The following is a 24,759-nucleotide window of genomic DNA, read 5'->3' on the forward strand; positions in this document are numbered from 1 at the left end:
ACATATAAACGAATAGACTTGTAATAATTACCTAAAAATTTAATATATGGTTATACAGTAAAAAAAGGTTTTTTGCTGCATAATGATTTTAGGTTATATATTCCCCCTAAAATCAATTTACTCACATACATATATACACTAATTGTTACCCAAATTCATGTATATCAAAAAAACCTTTCATTTATTTGAAAGGTCTTTTTGAGCTTTTACATACTCGTCCTTCGTATTCACATTCATAAACCATTCTTCTTTCGCACACAAATCTTCTCCTATCACATACTTTACGTTGCACTGTGATAAAAATTGTCCCATGCTTCTTCTTTCTTCCTGAAGAGATCTATAAATTTTCTCTTTCATACGCTTATGATACGCTGCGAGTAATGGCTGCTTCCTTCCTTCTATAATAGGAACGATCGCATCGTATTCATCCCTTATTTGTCCTAGTAATATTGTGATCCATTCCTTTGAAACATTCGGTACATCACAAGGAACAATCATATACCAATCTGAATCTATATACTCCATCCCTGATACAATTCCGGCTAATGGTCCATGTCCTTTATAAAGCGGGATATCTTCTATAACAGGAACTTTTACTAAATGAGTTAGTCTTTCTTTTATAGTAGGGTGACTAATTAACACCACATTTTGTAAAGTACTCTGCATTACTGTCACAATATGCTCTGCAAAAGTGTGTCCTTGCCAACTTGCTAATGCTTTTGGCTCACCAAATCTGCTCGACATGCCACCAGCTAGTACAATTCCAACGCAATTGTTCATTGGCGATGCAGCTCAAATATAATATGTCCTAATTCCGGTAAAATCAATTTATTCATCGCAAGGTGCACTGCTCCGCTAGATCCTGGCATTGAAAAAACAACTTTCCTTCCAATTGTTCCGCCAATTGCCCTACTTAACATCGCGCCACTTCCGATATCTTCCAAATAACTAATCATGCGGAACAACTCACCAAAACCGACAATCTCCTTATCTAATAGTGCTGATATCGCTTCAATCGTCACATCGCGTTTCGTAATGCCTGTACCGCCACTTGTTAATACAACATCTACATCTTCTTGATGATAACCAGCTAACACAGCTTGCTGTATGCTTTCTTTATCGTCTTTCACAACTTCATACGCTGTCACCTTATGTCCAGCTTCTATTAATAATTCGTGTAATAATTGGCCACTCTTATCCGTCTCTTTCGTACGTGTATCAGAGACCGTAATAATTTTACAATGCACCTCTTTCGGCGCTTGTTTTTTATGTTCGATTACGCTCATCTTTTTTCTCTCCTTCTCCTGAACTCCTTTTATTTTATCATAGATGCATTTTTACAATTCCCTATGAAAGGATAAAAGCGCTATGATACAATATAAGTATATATACCCATAAAAAGGGATAATTTTATGATTCAAATTCTATTTCACAATATAAAAAATATGTACCGTTACTCCCATTTCTTATTATCCTATCCTTCTTTCGACTCATCGCTTACGGATTCAATATTAACTTTTTAAAACTATATGTAGAATGCCTGATGGCGGAGTTCGTTACTATTTAACTAGTACTTTAATCCCTCTCATACTCGCTTATGTAATAAATTTTATTTGGAAACGTAAATCACAAACTATTTCATAATTAGGAGGTCTACTCATTATGGAACTTTATCAAAAATTAACAACGACATTTATTCTTCTATTTATCGCTTCTATAACGGTTGGATTCGCTCTAAAAGGTGCTATTCCATACGCTACGTTAGGCAGCACTATATTTGCGACCCTCTTTTTATTATGCAGTGCATTTTGCGCAGGAAAAGCACGCCAAATGAAAGGATGATGAAGGATGCTCCGAAAGAAGCCGACAGTTTGTAAATCATGCACGAAAGAAATTAAAACGTATGAAAAAGCATGGATTCATATGCCCTTTCCTGAGAGCGGGATGACCAATATGAAAAAATATATCGTGTTAGACGGAGAAGTATATTGCAGTTCATGCATTCAAGTATTGAACAGAAAAAATAGTGCAGCAAAGTAAAGGAGGCCTATCAAATTGTTCGAAACAAATCGTATCCGTTTACGAAAGTTTTCAGAAGGAGATATTCCAACGTATTACCATTGGCGAAATGATAGCGAAGTTATGAATACGACTAGCCTTAATCTTGATACGTACTCTTTCCAAGAAATAGAACAATTTTGTCAACAGTTTATTCATTCTCCTACTTCTAAGAGCTACATCATCGAGCAGAAAGCAACTAGCCTTCCAATTGGTATTACATCTTTAATTCATATCGACCCACATAACCGAAATGCTGAATGCATGATTGATATTGGAAAAAAAGATTATTGGGGGCAAGGCTACGGAAAAGAAGCTTTAACTTTATTGTTAAACTATGCATTTTTAGAATTAAACTTGCACCGCATCTCTTTACGTGTATTTTCATTTAATGATAGGGCCATTAAATTATATAAGTCCCTTGGATTTCAACAAGAAGGCACGTGTAAAGAAGCAGTATTTCGAAATGGTGCGTGGCATAATATTGAACTATTTGCTTTACTCCAGCATGATTATAAATAAAAAAGCTTTGCGCGTGTGGCGCAAAGCTTTTTTCATATATTATAGACCAGCTTGCTCTTTTAAAGTTGTAGCTTTGTCTGTACGTTCCCATGAAAGATCTACATCAGTACGTCCGAAGTGGCCGTAAGCTGCTGTTTGTTTGTAAATTGGGCGACGTAAGTCTAGCATTTTGATAATACCAGCTGGGCGAAGATCGAAGTTGTTACGAACTAGTTCTACTAATACGTCTTCAGATACTTTACCAGTGCCGAATGTATCAACTGAAATTGATACCGGTTGTGCTACGCCGATTGCGTATGCAAGTTGTACTTCTGCTTTCTCAGCAAGACCGGCTGCTACGATATTTTTCGCAACATAACGAGCTGCATATGCTGCAGAACGGTCAACTTTTGTTGCATCTTTACCAGAGAATGCACCACCACCATGGCGAGCGTATCCACCGTAAGTATCAACGATAATTTTACGTCCTGTTAAACCAGCATCACCTTGTGGTCCACCAATTACGAAGCGGCCAGTTGGATTAATGAAGAATTTCGTTTCTTCATCCATTAATTCTGCTGGTACTACAGCTTTAATTACGTGCTCTTTTAAATCGCGATCGATTTCTTCCCATGTAACTTCTGGGTGATGCTGTGTAGAAATTACAATTGTATCGATACGTACAGGTTTACCATTTTCATCATACTCAACTGTAACTTGCGTTTTTCCATCCGGACGTAAGTATGATAATGTTTCATCTTTACGAACTTCTGTTAAACGACGAGCTAATTTGTGAGCAAGCGAGATTGGAAGTGGCATTAATTCTTTTGTTTCATTACATGCGAAACCAAACATTAAACCTTGGTCTCCCGCACCAATTGCCTCAATCTCAGCGTCAGTCATTTGACCTTCGCGTGCTTCTAACGCTTGGTCAACACCCATAGCGATGTCAGCAGATTGCTCATCGATAGATGTTAAAACTGCACAAGTTTCTGCATCGAATCCGTATTTTGCACGAGTGTAACCAATGCCTTGGATTGTTTCGCGAACGATTTTCGGAATATCTACGTAAGTAGAAGTCGTAATTTCCCCCGCTACCAATACTAAACCAGTTGTTACTGTTGTTTCACAAGCTACACGTGCATTTGCGTCTTTTGATAAGATCGCGTCTAAAATTGAATCAGAAATTTGGTCACAAATTTTATCTGGATGTCCTTCAGTTACAGACTCAGATGTGAACAGATGACGTTTTTTTGTCATGTGGTAAACCTCCCTACAGTAATTGTATATATTGTACGGAACTCATCCTTAATTTGCCACAAACTGCGACATGCATTTATTCTCCCACACAAGCACACAGAAAAACCTTTCCTACTTAACATAGAGGAAAGGTTTAATTTGCTACTTGCATACTGCTTTTTGCCCTTCGCTCTTATCGTTCGAGACCTGTAGCCTCGCACAGGTTTTAGCACCTATTCACTTGTTATTTACCGTTACAAGTGAGGTTGCTGGGCTTCATCGGGCCTGTCCCTCCGCCAGCTCGGGATAAGAGAGTATCCGTCCCAACCTATACTAAAGAAATGATATTCATTTGTCAATTAATATTCACATTTTCTTGAAAGTTTTTCTCAGTACATAAAGAATAAAATATTAATAAGGAAATAATACATTCACACAAACAAAAACAAATAAATAGTATACATTATTTATATAATTGTGTTATACTCTTGGTGGGGATTACGAGAAATATTTCATTAAATGAAAAGGATGGTATATAAATATGAGTACTGTGAATGTCCAAATTGGTTTACACGAATTATTGAACGGAAGCAATGCACAGATTCAACTAAGTGTTCCGCAATTAGTGGAAAAAGTATTAATGCGAAATGAAGGGAAATTAACTTCTACTGGTGCGGTTTCTGCTTCAACAGGAAAATACACAGGACGTTCTCCTAAAGATAAATTTATTGTGGAAGAAGCATCGGTTGCAGATAAAATTGCTTGGGGAGCTGTGAATCAACCGATTTCTGAAGAACATTTTAATAAATTATATACAAAAGTATTAGAATACTTAAAAGAAAAAGAAGAATTATTCGTATTTAAAGGGTTTGCAGGCGCTGATCGTAACTATCGCCTACCAATTCAAGTTGTTAACGAATATGCATGGCATAATTTATTCGTACATCAATTATTTATTCGTCCAACTGAAGAAGAATTAAAAACTCATGAAGCAGAGTTCACAATTGTTTCTGCACCAAGTTTTAAAGCAGACCCAGCAATTGACGGTACAAATTCTGAAGCATTTATTATGGTTTCATTCGAAAAACGTATCGTATTGATCGGTGGTACAGAATATGCTGGAGAAATGAAGAAATCTATCTTCTCTATTATGAACTTCTTACTTCCAGAACAAGATATTCTTTCTATGCATTGCTCTGCAAACGTAGGTGAAGAAGGCGATGTCGCTTTATTCTTCGGCTTATCTGGGACAGGTAAAACAACTTTATCTGCTGATTCAAACCGTAAATTAATCGGTGACGATGAGCACGGCTGGTCTGATAACGGTGTATTCAATATTGAAGGCGGTTGCTATGCAAAATGTATCAACCTTTCTCATGAAAAAGAACCACAGATCTTCGATGCAATTAAATTCGGATCAGTATTAGAAAACGTTGTCATTGATAACCAAACAAGAGTTGCAGACTACAATGATACAACTTTAACAGAAAATACACGTGCTGCATACCCAATGCATGCGATTGATAATATCGTACTGCCGAGTGTTGCAGGACATCCAAATACAATTATTTTCTTAACTGCTGACGCATCTGGCGTATTGCCTCCAATCAGTAAGTTATCAAAAGAACAAGCTATGTACCATTTCTTAAGCGGTTACACTAGTAAACTAGCAGGAACAGAGCGTGGTGTTACATCTCCGCAAGCTACATTCTCAACTTGCTTCGGCTCACCATTCTTACCGCTTGATGCATCTCGCTATGCTGAAATGCTTGGTGAAAAAATTGAGAAACATGATGCGAAAGTATTCTTAGTAAACACTGGCTGGACTGGTGGCGAATACGGCGTTGGTAAGCGTATGAACTTAGGTTACACTCGTGCAATGGTGCAAGCAGCATTAAACGGTGAACTTGATAAAGTAGAAACTGCAAAACATGATATCTTCGGTCTTGAAGTTCCTCATCACGTACCAGGTGTACCTGATGAAGTATTAATGCCTGAACAAACATGGGCTGATAAAGCTGCTTACAAAGCGAAAGCAATTGAGCTTGCAAGCAAATTTAAAGAGAACTTCAAAAAGTTTGACAGCGCTTCTGAAGATATTATCAATCTAGGCGGTCCAATCGCTTAATACAACATTTCTGTTGAATGACCCTTTACTCATATGAATAAGTATAGTGTAACTAGAAAGTTTCGCGTACTCACCGACAAAACCCAATGCGACTTGATGGTTACACATACTTACATAAAAAAGAGACTTACGATAAAATCGTAAGTCTCTTTCTTTTATAATCTGTGACCGATGTTTTGGTTTCTTTGTTTTGACTTGACATTGAACAGGAAAAGGATTTGACCGCTTCCATTTATAGATAGATGCTCTCTTCCATCTAAAAAGGAGTGTTCTATGTCGTTTTTTAGTTCTTTTCATCTTTCATACTGTAATATCCTAAATTAATAATGATCAAGAAATAACCACCCATAATCCCAACTGCAAATGCCCACATAACCATATGGTGCTCGATTTCATACATAATAATTGCACCCAGTATCGCTGCTGCGAAGCGATTAAACATACCAAGTGTTGGTGCCTTCGTCTTTTTTACAATGCTCTCTCCAAGCTTTTCAATACGTCTTCCTAAAATCCAAACGCAATACATACTGACAATAAGCCCGATTCCTGCACCTAAAAAATGTGCTGAAAAAGGTGTCAGCGCCCAACCTATTAACATTACGCCTAGCAAATAATACATTTGAATTTTAAACGCCCTTAGTGACATACTAATCATGCTGTACTCCTTTAACTTTTATAAATTTATTTACATATCATCAGAATTCATCTGCTACATTCAAACTAAAAAAACAACATAAACATCATGTTTATGTTGTTAAAATATTTTCTGGAAATAATATTATACAAGATTTCTAATATGCTAACATCGAATTTTGTGACATTTTTTCAACTTTTTCCGTCTATTTATGAAAAAAATGATATCAATCTATGAACATATGGATATGATGTAGTAAGCACACAAATAAAGGGGGCGTCTAATGATTTATTTTTTAATGGCTCTTATTCATTTCATTGTCCCTGCGCTTATTGGGCTCTCATTATATTGGTACACGAAAAATCATAGCATCTTCTATGCTGTCCTCGGTGTCCTTCTTCCAGGTATTATTCTTATTGCACTCTTTCGAATACCTTTTCTTAATTTAATTCCACTTATTACAGCCATTCTATTTCTCATATTTTTACCAAAAATAAAAAAATAGGAAAGCAGATCATGAATGATCTGTTTTCCTATTTTGATATAGGTTCTTGTAGAGTAGAAACATCCTCTGCTTTTTCAGATTTTACAAGCCATAAACCAAAGAAAATAATGATCCCTCCGATGATTTGCTGTAATGAAATATATTCCTTCGCCCACACTGCCGCAAATAAAACAGCAACAAGTGGCGTCATATACATATACACCATCGTGTGAGACGCACCAATTTTTTGCACACCAACATACCACATGACTAAACCGAATACTGTTACAAAGAAAATTGAATACAAGAGCGCAAACCATGTCATTCCTTTTGTAATGTGAAATGGCAGTGAAAAAATCTGTAGACCACTTAATACCGCAAGAGGTATTGCCCCAACAACTGCTGACCATGCGGTTACCCGAAGTGCCGAATATTTTTTTATAAGCGGGCCTGCTAATATAGGATAAAGCCCCCAGCATATTGATGTAATAAGCCCAATTCCGTTTCCATAGAATGAACCAGCGAATGAATGTCCCGCTAGTAACACAAGGGCTGTACCAGCGCAGGCCACAATAGAACCAATCAACTTTCGCGAAGAAAACTTTTCTTGTTTAAATGAAATCGCAAATAAGGTTGTAAAAATGGGTGAAATAGAAATGAGTAAAGAAGCATTTGTAGCGGATGTATATTTCACAGTTTCCATAAATAACGTTTGATACAGTACAATGCCAACAACGCTGACCATGATTAGTCTCGGCATATCCCTTCTCTCCATATACAACGACTTTTCATTATAAAATGTAAGCAGTAACAATAACGGCGCCGCTGCCATCATACGAAGTGCCGTAAACTCAATCGCCGTAAATTCTATAAGTCCATATTTCGCAATTGTATAATTGATTCCCCAAATAATAACGACGCTTACAATTAATAATTCAATTCCCCATCTTCTCATGCGTATCCCCTCCGCAAAGAAAATTATACAGAAAATTCAATTATATGTACATTTCATTATGTGAAAAAATCCCATAAGAAAAAGGAGCATATCATATACTCCCCTCTGTCTTTGTTATACTCTAATATGAAGCTTCATATTAGGATTATAAAACTGACTCGGGCTCTTCAGTTGAAAATGCCCCCCAGATTGATGTAAATCAACAGTTAACTTATCATCCATAAATACAAGCTTCGTGCGGTCTGCAATAAAGTTTAATGCGTTTGATTCAATATCTACATCACGCTCATCTTTCTCCGATACGGCTACTAAATCAATAATCCCGCTCATGACACAACCGCAACCTTCATTATCATAAAATAGCTTTATATATTTCGCTTCACTTGGAATCGTATCCATAATCTTTTTATATGCTGCATCTGTTACAGTAACGTACATACGTAAATCTTCATCCTCTCTTCTCATATCATTCTTATATTGTACCATTCTTTTTCTTAATTCCATCCGTTTGTTGTATACAGAAAATTGAGACTAATGTTACAATACCTGTGACAAAGGAGGAATACTATGCCAGCCTTAAAAGAAATACAATACGCTCTTGATTATTTATTTCAAATTAAAAAATACGGAAAAGACGGTGCCTTTAGCCGATTTATTCCAGCTGTATATAATCCAATCCAGTTTCCATGGCAGCAATTTTTCGAAGAGGATTTTGTTGAACTATTTAACGGTCTTATGATCCGCGGCGCTGAAAATGTAAACACAGTCTTTTTAGCTGTATTCCCAACAGATGATGTTCTTGAAAAGTTCATTTCACAATCAAAGCCAGGCGATTTACTCTTTATGCACCATCCACTCGTTATGGAATGCGGTGATCCACTTGGGAAATCTGGACGTGGATTTATCCCAATTAAGCCGCACTATTTACAAGCTATAAAAGATAAAAATTTATCTATTTACACATGTCACAGCCCGATGGATTACAATCAGACATATGGAACAAGTATATCAATAGCAAAAGCATTACAGGCTACTGTCATTGATGGATTTGCTTGCAGTGGCCCTGAAAACGAGCCAGTCGGTCTCATCTGTGAAATAGATGAGACATCAACTACGAGCCTCCAACAACATCTAAAGAAGCTTTTCCACATCCCATACGTAGATTTCGAAGGCCAACATCATGATTCCATCAAAAAAATTGCAATTATTGCTGGCTGCGGCGATGTCGTGTCTTTAATGAAAGAAGCAGAAGAAAAAGGTGCTGAAGCTTACATTGCAGGAGAAATCCATTGTCATATTGATAACGAATACGGCAGACATAAATATTCACTCATTATGGATTATGTGAAAGAAACAAATATGTCACTCATCGGTGTATCCCACTCTGCTTCCGAATATTTAGTTAAAAAAACATTAATGCATGATTGGTTTAAAGAAAATTTTGATGTAAATATTACTTTCCTTCCACAAGAGAAGTGGTGGTATTGAGATAAAAAGAGATATATAGCTTAGCTACATATCTCTTTTTACTATACTCAAAATTTCATTCGGAACTTGAAAAACATAATCCCCCTTTATTCCTCTCCATTTATTACTTCAATACCGCATTTCTTTACTACATCTCCTAAATTCTTTGGAATCGTATCATTTGTAATAATGGTATTTATTGATTCTAACTGTAGCGCTTTAAAATTTTTACGTTGATTAAATTTCGTCTCATCAATAAGTAAAAATACTTGATTGGTTTAACCGTTTTTGTTATTGCCTCTCTCTTTTGTGCTATCGCATCATCAAGTAATTTTCTTATCATCGCAAGGATTTTACAAGGTATAGGCGCAGCTTTATTTATGCCCAGTTCCCTCAGCCTTCTAGCAATCTCTTATCCGGATGAAAAACAAAGAGCGAAAATGTTTGGGGTATGGTCAGCTATCGTTTCAATATCTTCAGGAATGGGTCCTTTCGTTAGTGGCATTTTAGTTCAAACATTCGGATGGAGAAGTATTTTTATTATTAATTTGCCAATTGGCATAATTGGTATTTTCATGGCTTACTGTATGATTTCTCCTTCAACACGTCAGCACATAAAGCTAAATCTTTTTAACCACGCCTTAGGAATTATTACATTAGCAAGTCTAGCTTTTAGTTTAATTGAAGGGCCTTCCTACGGATGGATTTCTCCCCAAATAGTAGAGGGATTTTCGATTACCATTATAGCTGCTAGTTTATTTGTCATTGCGGAACATAGTTCGAAACAACCAATTATTCCATTCTCTTTATTTCATGACCGACAATTTTCTTCTGCAAATATAATTGGCTTTTTAATTAACTTTTCCTTATTTGGTGGCATCTTTATGTTTAGCTTATTTCTGCAATATGCAAGAAATGCTTCTCCTTTTTTAGCTGGAATTCAGCTATTACCGATGATGGCCGTCTTTGTATTTGGAAACTTGCTTTTCGCAAAACTAACAACTCGATTTGGTTCTAAATCACCATTACTTATTTCTCTTCTCATTGCTAGTTTTGGTTCATTTTTATTAACTTTTATTTCTCCTAATATACCCTATTGGTTATTAGCAACTATATATGCCATTATAAATTTTAGCATTGGTGTATCTGTTCCAGCTATGACTACAATCGTGATGCAAGCAGCTGGCCATGAACATGGAAATATCGCAGGAGCAACTTTGAATGTGAATCGCCAAGTTGGTGCTTTAGTTGGGGTTGCGATTATGGGAAGCACTCTTACCCAATCTTCTTCATGGTATATCGGCACTAGCCATGGCTTCTTCGCAATGGGAGTATGCTATTTCATTGGTTGCTTACTCGTTCAGTGTTTTATGAAAAATGATTGAACTACCCCCACTTCACACTCTAACGAGTTGTTTGAAGCGGGGGATTCCTACGAACACCAAAGTGTCCCTCGGTTCTATTAATAGGCGATCTCCGTAGTCCCTACAGTTAGAAGCCTTAAGGCCTCTTTTCTCAGATTTTTTCCTGCATTCACATCTCTATCATGATGCATACCACAAGAAGGGCACTTCCATTCACGGAGGTTTAGATCTTTCACGTCTTTATTTTTGTTGCCACAATGCGAACAAATTTGAGAACTTGCGAATGTTTTCGATACCACGACCACTTGTTTTCCATACCACTATACCACTCTGCCTTGTACGCAAGCATCGTTCTGAATTGTGACCAAGATACTTCTTGTATCGCTTTCGCTACCTTATGATTCTAGATGGACTTTTATGATGAAACCATCTCGTATATTTTAGAATGCTTCCTACTATCCCATTTACCTTCTATACAAACTGATTCTGTTACCTCATAGCAAATCTTCCACAAGAAGAACCTTTAAGCTTTTACCTAACCGCCATTCATCTCCCACCTATTCATCGGACCATGTCTTATTCATTCCTTGAGGTGGGAGTCTTCTGTCGGAAAATGAAAAAAAGAGAGAGGATCTCCCCTCTCTTCATAATTAAATCGGCAACACAACCTCAACAGTTGTTCCAACTCCAACTTCACTATCAAATCGCAGTGTTCCCCGATGATCTTTAATAATTTTATCTGTCACGACTAATCCTAATCCTGTTCCATGTTCTTTCGTCGTATAGAAAGCTTCATTTAAAGTTGAAATTTTATCCTTTGGAATACCGCAGCCTTCGTCTTGAATTTGCACAATAAGTACCTTTTCTTCTCCCCTCGCTTCCACAGTAATCGTTCCACCAATTGACATTGCTTCAATCGCATTTTTTATTAAATTTAAAAATACTTGTTTCAATTTCTTCTCATCACATGTAATCAAAGGGATATCTTTATTATAAATCGCATCAATTTTTACCCCTTGTTCCAAAGCTGATTTCTCTATAATTTGAATTACATAGTTCAAAATATCTTTTATATGATGAGTGTCTGATTCTAGTAATTTAGATTTCTCAAATCCCATAAGTTCCGTCGCAATTGTATTTATTCTCTCGACTTCCTGCTTCATAATCTCACTATAAATCTTATCCTCAGGATATTTTTCTCCCTGACTTACAATAAGTTCTTTTAATTTCACTAACGGTCTTCTAATTTTATATCCAATTACCGTTGCCATTTTTCCAATCGTGGCCAACTTCTCTGTTTTCTGAATCTCTTTATCCATCATTTCAAGTGTACGAATGTAAGATTGAAATCTTAAAAGTATAATCCAGCATATTATCGCAAATACACTACAAAGCGCTATCGGGATAACTATAATAAAAGATTTTACAACTAGGCCCATAAGCGCATATTTTCCTACAATCACTCCTGCCACTAACCAAAAATATCTTTTATTCACAAAGATTGGTGCGAATAAAATTAAAAATCCTTCTACTATATTTCCACCGTCAAATTCAGTATCACTTCCATAATAAATAAGGAAATTATGAATAAAATCCAGTACATTGTAGCCAATCAAAATAATATACTTCACAATAAATGGATTTTTCCACTTCATAAAATATATTCCGGTAAAGAATAATAAAATCATCGAAGCATATAACCATGGACCTAAACCTTCCATGAAAATTTCTGCCGATTCTTTTCCTTCTCCCTTTAAAAGGACGATCAACTTTTCAGCAAAGTCATATACAAAGAATATGATAAAAAATAAACTTAAAAATATCTTTAATGCCTTTATTTCTTCCTTTTCAAATATATAGCCTTTATTCATATGATGGCTCCTTTATTACAACTTCTCTTACTCTTGTATCGCGTTACTTTCATGCTTTTTCGGAAGTAAAATATTTACTCTTGTCCCTTTTGTTATTTCACTAGAAATATGTAATTCGCCAAGATGCTCTGTAATAATTCGCTGCACTACTGTAAGACCTAATCCAATTTTATCTTGTTTCGTCGTATAGAAAGCTTCTGTAATTCGTCCTAAGTTCTCTTTTTTTATACCTTGACCATTATCTATTACACTTATAATTACGTGCTCTCGTTTTTTATCTTCTATTTGTATTTGTAATGTCCCACCATGTTCCATTGCCTCTAGAGCATTTTTTATGACATATAAAAATACTCCTTTTAATTTACGTTTATCACATTCAACTTCACTTCTATTATGCTCCGCATTAAAAATGAACCTTATATTTAATGCGTCCATTTTTTTACGCATATCTGCGATTGCTTGTAATACAACGTCACTTACAATATGTTTTTCATAAACGGATGGCTTACAGCTAGCAACTTCCATCAATTCACTGATCATATTATTCATATTATCTATTTCAAAAATCATTTGCTCATATGTTGAATCATTTGCATACTTCTCTTTTTGCAATTGCGTAAAGCCTTTCAACGAAGCAAGTGGATTTTTAATTTCATGCCCAACTGTCGCTGCCATTTTCCCGACAACTGCCAGCTTCTGTGATTGACCAGCCTCCGCAATACTTTTCTTTACTGCTGAAAGATATTGCAAAAAGCGATTTAAAATCATATATGATACAAGAAGTAACACCCCATATATAACGAGCGATACTAATACATTCATTTCTCCAAATACCAATAGATATATCATATATTTCCCTATAATAAATGGAGATAAGAAGAATACATATCGTTTACTCAAAAAAATGGGTACGAAGAATATAAAAATAAACTCGATCACATTACCTTCATCAAATGCCACTTTATTATGAAATACATACCATCCAAAATTAAAAATCTCTGCCCCCATATATGCAAATAAATATGTATATTTAACTAAATGTGCCTTTCCTCTTTCGAATAAATAAACACTAATGCCTAATATGGTCATAATATATGCAATCTTCCATATCCCTTTATGCCAATTCACTAAAGGCATTTTATCTTCTAATATAATTGCATATGCAACTTCATATACAATCAAAATAACATGTAATACCCATAAGAAAATCTTAGCATTCCCTTTTTCTTCTTTATATGATATAAACCCCTCTCTCACTTCAACACCCCTTCAAAATGATACTTCTATGAATACCATTTATTATAATAAATGATTTTCATAGACAAACAAAGATAATTTAAACAATAGAGGAAAATCAATCCATAGGCAAAACATCTCCAAGGCATATGCAAGCATAAAACGACTGAAAAATAATACGTATAATATGGGGGGTACTTGCCAAAATGGAAATACGATTATTCAATCTTTAAATATAGAAGGAAAACCAGGCGTAATAACAGAACAGCACCCTACACTACTTGCGGATGAATTTATTAAGGGGTGACGAAACAGCGTTTTTGGGATAGAGCGTATTGATAGGATAGGGGGATAAATCATGTTTGTTACGGTTGAGAAAGATGTACACATTTTTGTCGAGGACATTAATCCAGGTCCTGGAAGTAAACCTGTCTTCTTTGTTCATGGCTGGCCTTTAAATCATCAAATGTACCAATATCAGTTTAATATCTTACCACAACACGGTTTCCGCTGCATCGCCATGGATATACGAGGAAACGGGCAGTCAGATAAACCTTGGACCGGTTACACATATGATCGATTAGCTGATGATATTGCAATTGTCTTAGACGCTCTTCAAATAGAAAAAGCTACTTTACTCGGCTTTTCTGTCGGCGGTGCTCTCTCTCTTCGTTACATGTCAAGATATAACGGACGCCGCATTTCTAAACTAGTATTAGTAGATGCTGTCTCTCCTTCTTTCGTAAAAAATGAAGCATCCCCTTACGGCGTACCGAAAGAACAAGCGGATGCCCTCATGAATCAAATGTCCATGAATTTACCTAAATTCCTTAGTGATGTATCCTTATCATTTTTTAATAGAAACTTAGGAGCGGCTACATTAGAATGGTTTTCTTACCTCGGTATGCAGTCTGCTTCATACGCTCTTATTAAAATATTACAGGCAGCAGCAAACGAGGACGTAACGAAAGATTTAAGTAAAATTAACGTTCCAACAAAAATATTCCATGGTATTCACGACCAGCTCATCCCTTACAAAAGCGCTGAACTCTCACAAAAACAAATTAAAGGTTCTAGTCTATATCCCCTTACAAATAGCGGACATGGATCCCCAATTGAACAAGCAGATGAGCTAAATAAAGAACTGATAAAATTTTTAAATTCATAATCGCTTTATAAAAAAGAATTTGCCTTATATAATTTAAAAATCAGTTATAATTCACATATTTCTCACAATTATAACGATAAAACGATTACATTTTATTTTATACTAAATATATAAGTAATACTCCCTGATTGAGCCGGCTTGCCTGGTTACCCCGTTATTAATATACGAAAAAGAACTTGTAGCATATACAAGTTCTTTTTTATGTGTAATCTATTTAAATAATATGTCCTTACTATACTGTTTCCCAACTAGTAAATCGTACTGAATAAATTTATATTGTTTCAACATTTCTTGCTGTTTAGCTGTTAAATTTTTTATCACTTCTCCATCTTTTCCTACCTTCAATTCCTCTCGAAGTGCTGGTATTTCTAGATATAAATCTGATAAAAATTGATAGAATGGTGATTTATTTAACCCTGCGTAATCAAGAACAAGGTTTGAGAAATAAATTGGGCTTACTAAGCCTAAATTGTCATTTGGTAAATCAAAGTTTCCATACATTAATAACGGCGTTTCTGCCATGGCTAATCGTTCACTTGGAGTTTTTTCATTTGTTATATATCCAGCCTCTTTATAAAGGGATTTATTCGTTCCTAATGACGGCAAATGATCTCCAAAGAACACCAATAATGTAGGTCTATCTAAATCATCCAATTGCTCTATTAAATATTGAAGCGCTTCATCTGAACGTCTTAAACCTTCTGTATAAGTCTCTAATTCCGCCTTCGCCTCTTCTTCTAATCCACTAATTTCTACTTTATTTACTCCAAATCTCCCTGGAGTAAATGGGAAATGATTTTGCATCGTCACTGCATGAATAAATGTAGGCTGTTCCCTCTTCTTCAATTCGGCTATTATTTCCTTACTCATTGATAAATCGCTAATATAATCTCCATCTATTTCTGTATTTTTCATCTTATCTTGCGAATTGAATTGATCGAATCCTAACACATTGTATACATCATCTCGTTTAAAGAACGATCGACCAAAAGAATGGATGGCACTGGCATAGTACCCTTCTTTTTTCAACGTACTAGTAATCGATGGGATCTCTTTCTTATTTGTAACAACTTGTTGGTATGGAATAGAACCTGGCTTTAACAAACTCATTGAATAACCTGTTAATGCTTCAAACTCTGTATTGGCAGTATTTCCTCCAAATGTAGGGGATATTGTTTGTCCACCTGGAAAGTTTTCTATATACTGATGCAAATTTGGAACAGGGTCTTCACTAAACGAAAGATTTGTTAATTTCGTCGGATCCCAAAAAGCCTCACTCATAATAAATATAATATTTGGTTTCTCTGTCTGTTTTTGTTTCCCTACGTTACCACCATACTGTTTCTTTATATCATTTACGATTTGAAGTATATTTTCTTTAGAATATTCTTTTGACTTTTCAATCACTGTTGTATCTAAATTACTGATAAAGCCTAAAACGAGACCATTTTCAGCATAGTTTCCCGTCTGATCCCACAAAATAAATTCTATGCCCCATTTTTGAAACAGTTTATTCATAAATGTATTTGTGTAATTACTATAAGCATATAGCACAAAAATTGATCCTATAACGAAAAGGATTCTTGTCATAAAATGGACACTTGCCTCTTTAATATACTTCCGAATATACATACATAACGCAATACATACCATAATACAAACAATAGCTATAAGAATATGTTTCCAATTAAAATAATCTATAACCATCGGTATAACGGATTGTAAATGTGTAATTTGTGTAAAATCAGAAGGATATAGTGGCTCTCCTCTGAAAAGAAGCTTTAAGTAGTTTACAATAGCTAAAAAAATCAAGGTGTAGCTCGTTAATCTAACACTTAAAAAGACTTTTCCTAGTAAGTTATACACAAGAATATATATCGCATAGATTACTATGAAGCTCAATATAAACTGCCCATTATAATTGTAAATCCAGTTAATCGCTTCTAAGAAATCTATATTAACTTGTAGAACAATATAAAATAAAGCTACTGTATGAGCTATCAAAAATAATATAAGATGAACTCGAATGGACGGCCTAAATTCAACCGTTTCCCTTTTACTTAAATGTGTAACATATAGTACGATAATCCACATTAAAATAATCGTTATGCTTAAAATAAACTTTTGATTTAAAAAGTCTTTCATCATATCTAAATTAAAAAACTTTAAAATCATAAAAAACATAGTTGCTATTAATAAGGTCACCATACCACTTATGATGGTAGAAATTAATATACTTTTTCTCGGAAGATGATAAAGTGCAGACTCATACTTCAATTCATTCCCTCTTTTCTATCTATTAATTTCACCTCGCATCGGTAAAGACACTTTCTATAAAAATAACATTGTAATATGTAGCACGTCTTCAAAATTGCTTCTATTTTAAATTTAATTTCTTACTTATCCCTTAACACATAGTAAAAATTCCGAATAACGATTGGGAATTATTGAGAAATTAAATTCCCCCATTCTACTTTATGATATAATAATTATGTTTTGAATATCCTTAATACCATTAGGAATTAAGAAAGTATTAATACAAAAGGAGATGCTCATTTTTGCTAAAAAAGTTTAAAAATTTACCTAAAGCGGTATATGCAATTTTGGCGCTTTCTTTCCTCTTACACGTTTTTTGTCTAGTAAAACAGCCAGGATTAGATGGAGAGTTAGTCAAAGTAACATATGGTGCAAATGATGCGTTTAACTATTCGTTAACAGCTGAACAATTATTAAAACATGGTGTATTTGGCTATGTTTATTTAGAACCTAGTGAAGTGCCTGGAAAAAATGCATATATCACACCAGGTCAACCACTATTATTAGCTGGCGCTATGATTATTTCTGATGTTACATCACTACCTTACTATTACGTAGCAACTGTCATTAATATGATACTGAACCTTGGTACAGTGCTATTAGTATTCTTAATAGGGAGAGAATTGTTTGAAAAAAATATTTATGGAATTGTTGCGAGTATTTTATATGCTATTTATCCGAGTAACTATACATACTTCCGTACATTATTAACCGAAGTTCCTTCCATATTCTTATTAGCATTATGTGTGTATGTATTTGTTCTCGCATGGAAATACAATAAGATGAAATTCCATATATGGTTCGGAATTGTTGTTTCTATTTTACTTATGTTCCGTCCAAATCCGGCTCCAATGATGCTTATTCCAGTTCTTGTCATCTTGTTCACATATGGATTTAAAGACTCAATTAAAATCGGATTATTGTGGCTCATCGGACCGTTCTTGATTATTGGTGCATGGGTTGTTCGCAACTATTTAGCGCTCCATCAATTTATTTTATTCTCAACACAAGGTGCGGATCCATTAATTGCAGGTGCAGATCCATTTAACAAAATTGGCTATGAAAATGTAGTAAATCAAATGAAGGCACAAGGATTATCAGATAAAGGTGAATATGCGAAGGATTTAATCAAAAATGGATTTAAGACAGACTTCACATATTGGTTCTCTTGGTTTACTGTCGGTAAAACAATCGAGCTGTTCAAAACTGCTCCTGCTGTAGACCAATACCGTATTCATAACTTTATGCAAATGTGTCATAGAGTCTTTATCATCGGTACATTCTTGAGCAGTTTCTGCTTCATGCTAAATTCATTTAAACATAAACGCGTTATGATGTTAGTAGCAAGCTCTGTTATTTACATCATCTTCTCAAACTTATTCCTAGCAATTAACCGCTATGGATTTTTCATTAATCCTCTTATGTGCTTAATTCTTGCATATGGATTAGTTTACGTTGCACAGAAAATTCCATTTTTCCGTACAAATTGCGCGTAATATAAAAAAGAACCTGTCTATACTGGCAGGTTCTTTTTTATATTACATTTCTGTTTTTCAATACTTTTAATGAACAATTTGGGTAATTTTATGAAGTTCACTATATGAGAGGTAGCAACCACATTTTCCATATGATACATACGATTACTATAAAGGTAAAATCGGTAAAGTCTAATTTCGGACCTTTCTTCATATTCATATGTAACCACATATGAATCCATTTCATTTCCTTATATTTATGAATATTCTTCTTTGCAAATTGGTAAATGAGAAATTGCATAATAAGAAATCCTACTACAAATATAAGTAACAAAATTAAAAAATCGGCCACAAAATTCCTCCTATTTTTGCAATGTCTTTTCTAATATATTATTCCTCAAAATCCATTCTTCAAACTGAGCACTTCCAAATTCCCAGCTTAAATCACGAGCATGTACAGAAAAAACATAATAGCCGGCGTATTCATCCATAAATGTCCCCATCTCTACATCATCTTTCTGAATTCCATATACGTTAAAATTAAAAAAGACATCCCACACATCTTCATGCTTTCTCTTATAAGCGATCGATTCCACATCATACTCATCTCCAAAATAATCAAGATGTAAATGCATGCTATCATCATATTCATGTTTCATTTTTATCACCCCTTATATGTGTACTTCTTTACTACCTAAAAAATTCCTTCTCTGTCCACTCACATATGGGCACTTACCTACATATCATGCCAGTAGATTGACTTCTAGGAGGTGTCCCGTATTGAAAAAATTTATAGCTGTTTTTTGTATAATGATACTGGCTATTTTTACGTTTGCTGCTTGCAGTAGTAAAAAAGAAAATACGAAAGACAAAACACAAAAGGTTCGCGTTGGTGAAGTTACCCATTCACTCTTCTACGCACCGTTATATGTTGGCATTGAAAAAGGATTTTTTAAAGATGAAGGTTTAGATATCGATTTGCAGACAACTGCGGGTGGGGATAAAACGATGACCACCCTACTATCTGGTGGAATTGACATTGCACTTGTTGGTTCTGAAACATCTATTTATGTTCATCAGCAAGGGGCAAAAGATCCAGTCATCAACTTCGCGCAACTTACGCAAACCGACGGTACATTTTTAGTCTCACGTAAAAAACTAGAATCTTTTAATTGGAACGATGTAAAAGGCGTTACGTTTTTAGGACAGCGTAAAGGTGGTATGCCGCAAATGGTTGGAGAATACGTTTTAAAGAAAAATGGCATTAATCCTCACAAAGATACAAATCTAATTCAAAATATTGAGTTTGCTAACATAGCAAATGCTTTCGCATCTGGTACAGGGGAGTTTGTGCAGCTCTTTGAACCGACTGCAAGTATATTTGAAAAAGAAGGAAAAGGCTATATTGTAGCATCTTTTGGAGCTGAATCTGGAACTGTTCCATATACAACTTTTATGGCAAAAGAAAGTTTTTTGAAGAAAGATAAAGCTGCCGCCGAAAAATTTACACGTGCACTATATAAAGCACAGCAATGGGTTGATACACATAGTCCGGAAGAAATTGCTGTTGCTGTTACTCCTCTGTTCAAAGACACTTCAAAGGACATTACGGTAAAAGTAATTGAACGCTATAAAAAACAACACTCTTATGCGACAAATCCACTATTGGATGTAGAAGAATGGAAACAACTACAAACGATTATGAAAGAAGCTGGTGAATTACAAAAAGAAGTTCCACATGAAACGCTCGTCAATACAAAAATTGCCGAAAGCGTCATTAAGAAATAGAGGCGAAGTGTATGAGTTTTTTACAAATACGTAACGTTTCTCACTGTTTTTTTGCGAAAGAAAATGCCAAGCTCGTCCTCGAAGATATGAGCTTGCATGTGGAAGAAGGAGAATTTGTGTCTTTTCTTGGCCCGAGCGGTTGCGGAAAAACAACACTTCTTTCTATTATTGCCGGACTATTAGACCCAATTGAAGGTATCGTATTTTTAGATGGTGAACCGATCACAACTAAGACCCCATCTATGGGCTATATGCTCCAGCAAGATTACTTGTTTCCGTGGAAAACAATTGAAGAAAATATTATGCTCGGACTTCACATTCGAAAAATTTATGATGAAAATACGAAAGAACATACATTAAAGCTTTTAAAGCAAGTCGGTTTGCATGATGTAGAACAGCAATATCCTCGCGAACTATCCGGTGGTATGCGCCAACGTGCTGCCCTCGTTCGAACGTTAGCGACAGATCCAAAAATCCTTTTGCTAGATGAACCATTTTCAGCTCTTGATTATCAAACGAAATTAAAACTTGAAGATCTTGTTTTTACGTTATTGCACAGTTATAAGAAAACTTCATTACTCGTTACGCATGATATTGAAGAAGCAATTGCGATGAGTGACCGTATTTATTTACTACAAGCGAACCCTGGTAAAATAGCAAAAACGTTCACTGTCCCAGAGAGTATCCGCTCCTTATCGCCATTAGAAGCACGACATCACCTAGATTTCCCAGCCCTTTTTCAAGAAATATGGAAGGAGCTGGAACGCCTTGGATAATATAAAACAACTACATGAACAGTTTCGAAAACAAGAAAGACAACGCGCATGGTTAGCTCGTTCTTTACAACTGTTACTGCTCGTTCTCTTCTTTTTATTATGGGAAATCTCTAGTAAAAAAGAGTGGATTGACCCTTTACTCTTTAGCTCTCCTTCAAGCATTTGGGAGCTCTTCCTTAATAAATGGAGTGATGGTTCACTTTGGATTCACATATGGACGACATTACTTGAAACAGGGATCGGCTTCATTCTCGGGACAGTACTTGGAGCTATTATCGCTACTATTCTTTGGTGGATACCACTTTTAGCCCGCGTACTTGACCCTTACCTTGTTGTACTAAATGCGATGCCGAAAGTTGCACTCGGTCCAATTATCATCGTTATTTTCGGCCCAAACATTTCATCTTCTATCGCAATGGGTGTCATCATTTCTATCATCATTACCATTCTCGTTATTTATAGCGCATTCCAAGAAGTCGACTCCAATTATATAAAAGTAATGAATACGTTTGGCGCAAATAAATGGCAATGTTATAAGCAAGTCATTCTCCCTTCATCCTTCCCAGCAATCATCTCAACGTTAAAAGTAAACGTTGGATTATCATGGGTAGGAGTTATTTTCGGAGAGCTCCTCGTTTCAAAACAAGGACTTGGCTATTTAATTAGCTATGGATTCCAAGTTTTTAATTTCACACTCGTCTTACTTAGCGTGCTACTTACATGTGTCCTTGCAACTCTTATGTATGTGTTTGTCGAAGGATTTGAAAAACTCCTTATCGGAAAACGAAAAAGAAGCTGATTCCAAATCATAATGCTGGATTCAGCTTCTTTCTTCTATTTATCACACATTTTTGTATCATTCGTTACAGCACCATTCGCAACCGTAACTGCATGGAAACAATCTTTTACACGCACCGTCACGACATTATCTTTTCGATCTATAATACGATAATCATTAAATTGTTTATTTAATGCACTGCGAATTTGCTCTCCTTCAAAAATCGGAACACCGTGAGACATTACCCAAATGAGACCAGCAATAGCAAGAATTGTTTTCATACGCTCTACTACCTCCTTGAGATTAAATTTTCACTTTATCGCCCCTACAATATGTGCTTTATAATTGTGTCTATTTTGTGACATTTTTATACTTATTCTATTTTAAAGTTTCAGTTCCTTCTTCTACGCGAAAAATAAACTTAATTTTCAGTCTTTTAAAATTGTTAGAGCAATATGATTTTCAAAAGAAAAAAGATACCTTTAACGATCAGTTTCATGACATCTTCATCTTTTTCTTAATACATAATAAAGACCGCAGAAAACTTAAAATCTCTGCGGTTTCTTATTCTTACTGCTTTACATTCCTCGAAATATCATATAACCCCGCCAACACTTCTGCCCTCATTTGTACAAGCTCAGGAAACTGATAGAAAAAAGCAATTTTTTTATATTTTAGTTCTGTTCCTTCTTTTACTTTTTTTGACTCTTGTAAAATAAAAGCTGTAAATGTATCTGCAATATCTTCTGCTACATTCGTGGTACCATATTCAGAAACAAACTGATCGTGCTTATCTTTAAAAAATTGAATTTGTGCTTCTTCATTTTCTTCCACTTTCTTTTCTTTCCACTCCTGCTCAATTTGTTTCCAGAAAGAGTTATAGAATTGATTAATATAAGAGCTCTCCTTCGCACATCCTTCTTGTAAGAAAAGAGCTTTACATTTATTTCGATATGATGAAATATCTTTATCCTTATCAAAAGCCTTTACATACTCTTCATTTACTGGTATTTGTTTATGTCCTAAAGTCAATACGTGAGCCGTCTCATGAATTAATGTTTTCATCGCTTCATCGATATTTACCGCGGAATCAAGTGTATCTAAGCTAAGTACCCATTCTTTTGGATTCTCCATGCTTGGCATAACATGAGCGACAATTCCGTCGTAACCATCTGTTATCATGTCAAAATCTTTTATATCATCACGATATTTAGCAGGAATAAGAGTGCTGTACATATCCCATAATGTTTCATGATATCCTCTGTCTTGACGTTGCTTTAGTACTTCTTCTTTCGCCTCTTTATCTTCGATGAAAGCTTTATTTAATCGTTTCCGGTCTATTTTTTCAAAATAAGGATCTACAATTTCATCACCGTCAATATAATACGAAGCTAAAAAGAAGTAATTTTCATCATCTTCTTTTTTCTGCTCTGCTTCTTTCATATCACTACTACTCGTATGTTCCTCCGCTACAGCTTCTTCTGGTACTTCCAGCTCTGAAAGCCCCTCTATCTTTTTATACACTTTTTGAAGCATTTTATCCCCTATTTTTGTACACTCTTCTTCAGTTTTACAAACTTCTTTTTCAGTAGCAACTTCCACCGGTCCATCGCATCCTGCTACTAAACCGATTGCGATAATAAAACATACTAACTTTCCATACAATTTCCCCATATAAACCTCCGTCGTTCCATTCTACAAAAATATGATAATCATTTTTTCACAAATATGCGATAATTATTTATAGAAATATCCCTAATTTTTTAGGAGGTGCTTTATGATTCACGCTGTACTATTCGATTTAGATGGGACACTATTAGATCGTCGTCAATCTTTAGATCAATTTATTCATGATCAATATAATCGCTTTTCCCTTCATTTTATGAACATTGAACAAGCCGAGTATTGTTCTCGTTTTCTTGAACTCGACAATAATGGCTACACGTGGAAGGATAAGGTATATACTACTCTCCTTTGCGAATACAACATTACCACTTTAACATCGGAGCAACTACTACATGACTACATTACAAACTTTCAACATCACTGCATTCCTTTCCCAAACATGCATGAATTACTGCAACAATTAAAACAACAGAACATTAAAATCGGTATTATTACAAATGGCTTTACTGACTTTCAAATGAAAAACCTCCGAGCACTAAACATACATACGTATACAAACACAATTCTCGTTTCAGAAGCTGAAGGAATCAAAAAACCACACCCAGAAATTTTCGAACGTGCCTTGCAACAGTTAAGTGTTAAAGCAGAAGAATGTCTTTACGTCGGAGATCATCCAGAAAATGATGTGCTTGGTTCTGAACACGTAGGAATTCTTGGCGTTTGGAAGAAAGATTTGTTTTGGGGAGAATTCGAGCATTCACGTGCTATTGATGATTTGTTAGAAGTGCTTTCTTTTCTGAAACTGGAGACTAAGAATGTTTAATTTTATTAAAAGAACCGCTCCGAATGTAGTAAACGAAAGAGCGGTTCTCCAAAAACGAACATGAACTTCCGT

At 35.2% G+C, this 24,759-nt stretch carries 26 protein-coding genes, 1 pseudogene and 1 riboswitch; of the genes and pseudogenes, 13 read left to right on the plus strand and 14 right to left on the minus strand.

From position 1 onward, the window contains the following. Positions 1-177 precede the first annotated feature (177 nt). Positions 178-780, minus strand: coding sequence for a molybdenum cofactor guanylyltransferase (locus DJ93_RS09450; protein WP_042980475.1), 603 nt, complete (start codon positions 778-780; stop codon positions 178-180). Continuing rightward, positions 777-1,286, minus strand: coding sequence for a MogA/MoaB family molybdenum cofactor biosynthesis protein (locus tag DJ93_RS09455; protein ID WP_042980476.1), 510 nt, complete (start codon positions 1,284-1,286; stop codon positions 777-779). Before DJ93_RS09455 ends, DJ93_RS09450 begins: the two co-directional genes overlap by 4 nt. Positions 1,287-1,662: 376 nt before the next feature. Here DJ93_RS09455 and DJ93_RS09460 point away from each other — a divergent pair, with 376 nt between their 5' ends. The 3 genes from DJ93_RS09460 to DJ93_RS09470 are packed head-to-tail and all read left to right on the plus strand — an operon-like array spanning position 1,663 to position 2,580. Further along, a complete protein-coding gene (locus DJ93_RS09460; protein WP_042980477.1) occupies positions 1,663-1,842 on the plus strand; it encodes a hypothetical protein in 180 nt (59 codons plus the stop codon). Between the two features lie 6 nt (positions 1,843-1,848). After that, positions 1,849-2,040 (plus strand): hypothetical protein, encoded by a 192-nt coding sequence (locus tag DJ93_RS09465; protein ID WP_042980478.1) that lies wholly within the window; start codon positions 1,849-1,851, stop codon positions 2,038-2,040. Between the two features lie 15 nt (positions 2,041-2,055). Next, on the plus strand, positions 2,056-2,580 hold the full coding sequence (locus DJ93_RS09470) for a GNAT family N-acetyltransferase (RefSeq protein WP_042980480.1): 525 nt from the start codon (positions 2,056-2,058) through the stop codon (positions 2,578-2,580). A 39-nt stretch (positions 2,581-2,619) separates the two neighbouring features. Here DJ93_RS09470 and metK read toward each other — a convergent pair whose 3' ends face one another. Further along, positions 2,620-3,819, minus strand: a complete 1,200-nt coding sequence (gene metK / locus DJ93_RS09475) for a methionine adenosyltransferase (protein WP_042980482.1) — start codon at positions 3,817-3,819, stop codon at positions 2,620-2,622. A 169-nt stretch (positions 3,820-3,988) separates the two neighbouring features. Next, a riboswitch (SAM riboswitch) is annotated at positions 3,989-4,111 on the minus strand. A gap of 228 nt (positions 4,112-4,339) precedes the next feature. On the opposite strand from metK, the gene pckA reads away from it, so the two are divergent. Further along, complete coding sequence (pckA, locus tag DJ93_RS09480; protein ID WP_042980483.1) at positions 4,340-5,926, plus strand: phosphoenolpyruvate carboxykinase (ATP); 1,587 nt, start codon at positions 4,340-4,342, stop codon at positions 5,924-5,926. Positions 5,927-6,209: 283 nt separating this feature from the next. Here pckA and DJ93_RS09485 read toward each other — a convergent pair whose 3' ends face one another. Beyond that, a complete protein-coding gene (locus DJ93_RS09485; protein WP_042980485.1) occupies positions 6,210-6,581 on the minus strand; it encodes an ATP synthase subunit I in 372 nt (123 codons plus the stop codon). Between the two features lie 262 nt (positions 6,582-6,843). Here DJ93_RS09485 and DJ93_RS09490 point away from each other — a divergent pair, with 262 nt between their 5' ends. Then, positions 6,844-7,065, plus strand: coding sequence for a hypothetical protein (locus tag DJ93_RS09490; RefSeq protein WP_042980488.1), 222 nt, complete (start codon positions 6,844-6,846; stop codon positions 7,063-7,065). Between the two features lie 28 nt (positions 7,066-7,093). Here DJ93_RS09490 and DJ93_RS09495 read toward each other — a convergent pair whose 3' ends face one another. Then, on the minus strand, positions 7,094-7,999 hold the full coding sequence (locus tag DJ93_RS09495) for a DMT family transporter (RefSeq protein ID WP_042980489.1): 906 nt from the start codon (positions 7,997-7,999) through the stop codon (positions 7,094-7,096). Positions 8,000-8,113: 114 nt separating this feature from the next. Beyond that, positions 8,114-8,437 (minus strand): iron-sulfur cluster biosynthesis family protein, encoded by a 324-nt coding sequence (locus tag DJ93_RS09500; RefSeq protein ID WP_042984174.1) that lies wholly within the window; start codon positions 8,435-8,437, stop codon positions 8,114-8,116. Positions 8,438-8,566: 129 nt separating this feature from the next. Here DJ93_RS09500 and DJ93_RS09505 point away from each other — a divergent pair, with 129 nt between their 5' ends. Together DJ93_RS09505 and DJ93_RS09510 are read left to right on the plus strand one after the other, a co-directional pair. Beyond that, positions 8,567-9,487 (plus strand): Nif3-like dinuclear metal center hexameric protein, encoded by a 921-nt coding sequence (locus DJ93_RS09505; RefSeq protein ID WP_042980490.1) that lies wholly within the window; start codon positions 8,567-8,569, stop codon positions 9,485-9,487. Between the two features lie 248 nt (positions 9,488-9,735). Further along, on the plus strand, positions 9,736-10,851 hold the full coding sequence (locus tag DJ93_RS09510) for an MFS transporter (RefSeq protein WP_080743413.1): 1,116 nt from the start codon (positions 9,736-9,738) through the stop codon (positions 10,849-10,851). Positions 10,852-10,928: 77 nt separating this feature from the next. On the opposite strand, the pseudogene DJ93_RS30315 reads toward DJ93_RS09510, so the two are convergent. The 3 genes and pseudogenes from DJ93_RS30315 to DJ93_RS09520 form a co-directional block, all read right to left on the minus strand. Then, a pseudogene (locus DJ93_RS30315) lies at positions 10,929-11,233 on the minus strand (zinc ribbon domain-containing protein); the annotation flags it as partial. A gap of 247 nt (positions 11,234-11,480) precedes the next feature. After that, positions 11,481-12,701 carry an ATP-binding protein gene (locus tag DJ93_RS09515; protein ID WP_042980491.1) on the minus strand — a complete coding sequence of 407 codons (1,221 nt, stop codon included), beginning with the start codon at positions 12,699-12,701 and terminating at the stop codon, positions 11,481-11,483. Positions 12,702-12,728: 27 nt separating this feature from the next. Then, positions 12,729-13,958, minus strand: coding sequence for an ATP-binding protein (locus DJ93_RS09520; RefSeq protein WP_042980492.1), 1,230 nt, complete (start codon positions 13,956-13,958; stop codon positions 12,729-12,731). Positions 13,959-14,295: 337 nt separating this feature from the next. Here DJ93_RS09520 and DJ93_RS09525 point away from each other — a divergent pair, with 337 nt between their 5' ends. Next, the gene (locus DJ93_RS09525) at positions 14,296-15,105 is read left to right on the plus strand and encodes an alpha/beta fold hydrolase (RefSeq protein ID WP_042980493.1); all 810 of its coding nucleotides are present in this window, start codon (positions 14,296-14,298) and stop codon (positions 15,103-15,105) included. A gap of 210 nt (positions 15,106-15,315) precedes the next feature. Here DJ93_RS09525 and DJ93_RS09530 read toward each other — a convergent pair whose 3' ends face one another. Next, entirely contained in the window at positions 15,316-17,382 is a 2,067-nt protein-coding gene (locus tag DJ93_RS09530; protein ID WP_042980494.1) for an LTA synthase family protein, read from the minus strand. 281 nt (positions 17,383-17,663) lie between these two features. Between DJ93_RS09530 and DJ93_RS09535 the strand changes: the two genes are divergently transcribed. Continuing rightward, positions 17,664-18,917, plus strand: coding sequence for an ArnT family glycosyltransferase (locus tag DJ93_RS09535; protein ID WP_042980496.1), 1,254 nt, complete (start codon positions 17,664-17,666; stop codon positions 18,915-18,917). Between the two features lie 100 nt (positions 18,918-19,017). Here DJ93_RS09535 and DJ93_RS09540 read toward each other — a convergent pair whose 3' ends face one another. Further along, a complete protein-coding gene (locus DJ93_RS09540; protein WP_042980497.1) occupies positions 19,018-19,248 on the minus strand; it encodes a hypothetical protein in 231 nt (76 codons plus the stop codon). Between the two features lie 10 nt (positions 19,249-19,258). Then, a complete protein-coding gene (locus tag DJ93_RS09545) occupies positions 19,259-19,555 on the minus strand; it encodes a DUF3986 family protein (RefSeq protein ID WP_042980498.1) in 297 nt (98 codons plus the stop codon). Between the two features lie 121 nt (positions 19,556-19,676). On the opposite strand from DJ93_RS09545, the gene DJ93_RS09550 reads away from it, so the two are divergent. From DJ93_RS09550 to DJ93_RS09560, 3 genes are read left to right on the plus strand one after another with little or no spacing between them, the layout of a single operon-like run. Further along, entirely contained in the window at positions 19,677-20,684 is a 1,008-nt protein-coding gene (locus DJ93_RS09550) for an ABC transporter substrate-binding protein (RefSeq protein ID WP_042980501.1), read from the plus strand. Positions 20,685-20,695: 11 nt separating this feature from the next. Next, a complete protein-coding gene (locus DJ93_RS09555; protein ID WP_042980502.1) occupies positions 20,696-21,460 on the plus strand; it encodes an ABC transporter ATP-binding protein in 765 nt (254 codons plus the stop codon). Continuing rightward, positions 21,453-22,259, plus strand: a complete 807-nt coding sequence (locus DJ93_RS09560; RefSeq protein WP_042980504.1) for an ABC transporter permease — start codon at positions 21,453-21,455, stop codon at positions 22,257-22,259. Before DJ93_RS09555 ends, DJ93_RS09560 begins: the two co-directional genes overlap by 8 nt. A 35-nt stretch (positions 22,260-22,294) precedes the next feature. Here DJ93_RS09560 and DJ93_RS09565 read toward each other — a convergent pair whose 3' ends face one another. Both DJ93_RS09565 and DJ93_RS09570 read right to left on the minus strand, forming a co-directional pair. Continuing rightward, a complete protein-coding gene (locus DJ93_RS09565; RefSeq protein ID WP_042980506.1) occupies positions 22,295-22,519 on the minus strand; it encodes a hypothetical protein in 225 nt (74 codons plus the stop codon). A gap of 289 nt (positions 22,520-22,808) precedes the next feature. Beyond that, positions 22,809-23,912, minus strand: coding sequence for a hypothetical protein (locus DJ93_RS09570; RefSeq protein WP_042980507.1), 1,104 nt, complete (start codon positions 23,910-23,912; stop codon positions 22,809-22,811). 103 nt (positions 23,913-24,015) lie between these two features. On the opposite strand from DJ93_RS09570, the gene DJ93_RS09575 reads away from it, so the two are divergent. Next, positions 24,016-24,687, plus strand: coding sequence for an HAD family hydrolase (locus DJ93_RS09575; RefSeq protein ID WP_042980509.1), 672 nt, complete (start codon positions 24,016-24,018; stop codon positions 24,685-24,687). Positions 24,688-24,759 lie beyond the last annotated feature (72 nt).

Origin of the sequence: Bacillus clarus, assembly GCF_000746925.1 — a bacterium.
Lineage (GTDB): Bacteria > Bacillota > Bacilli > Bacillales > Bacillaceae_G > Bacillus_A > Bacillus_A clarus.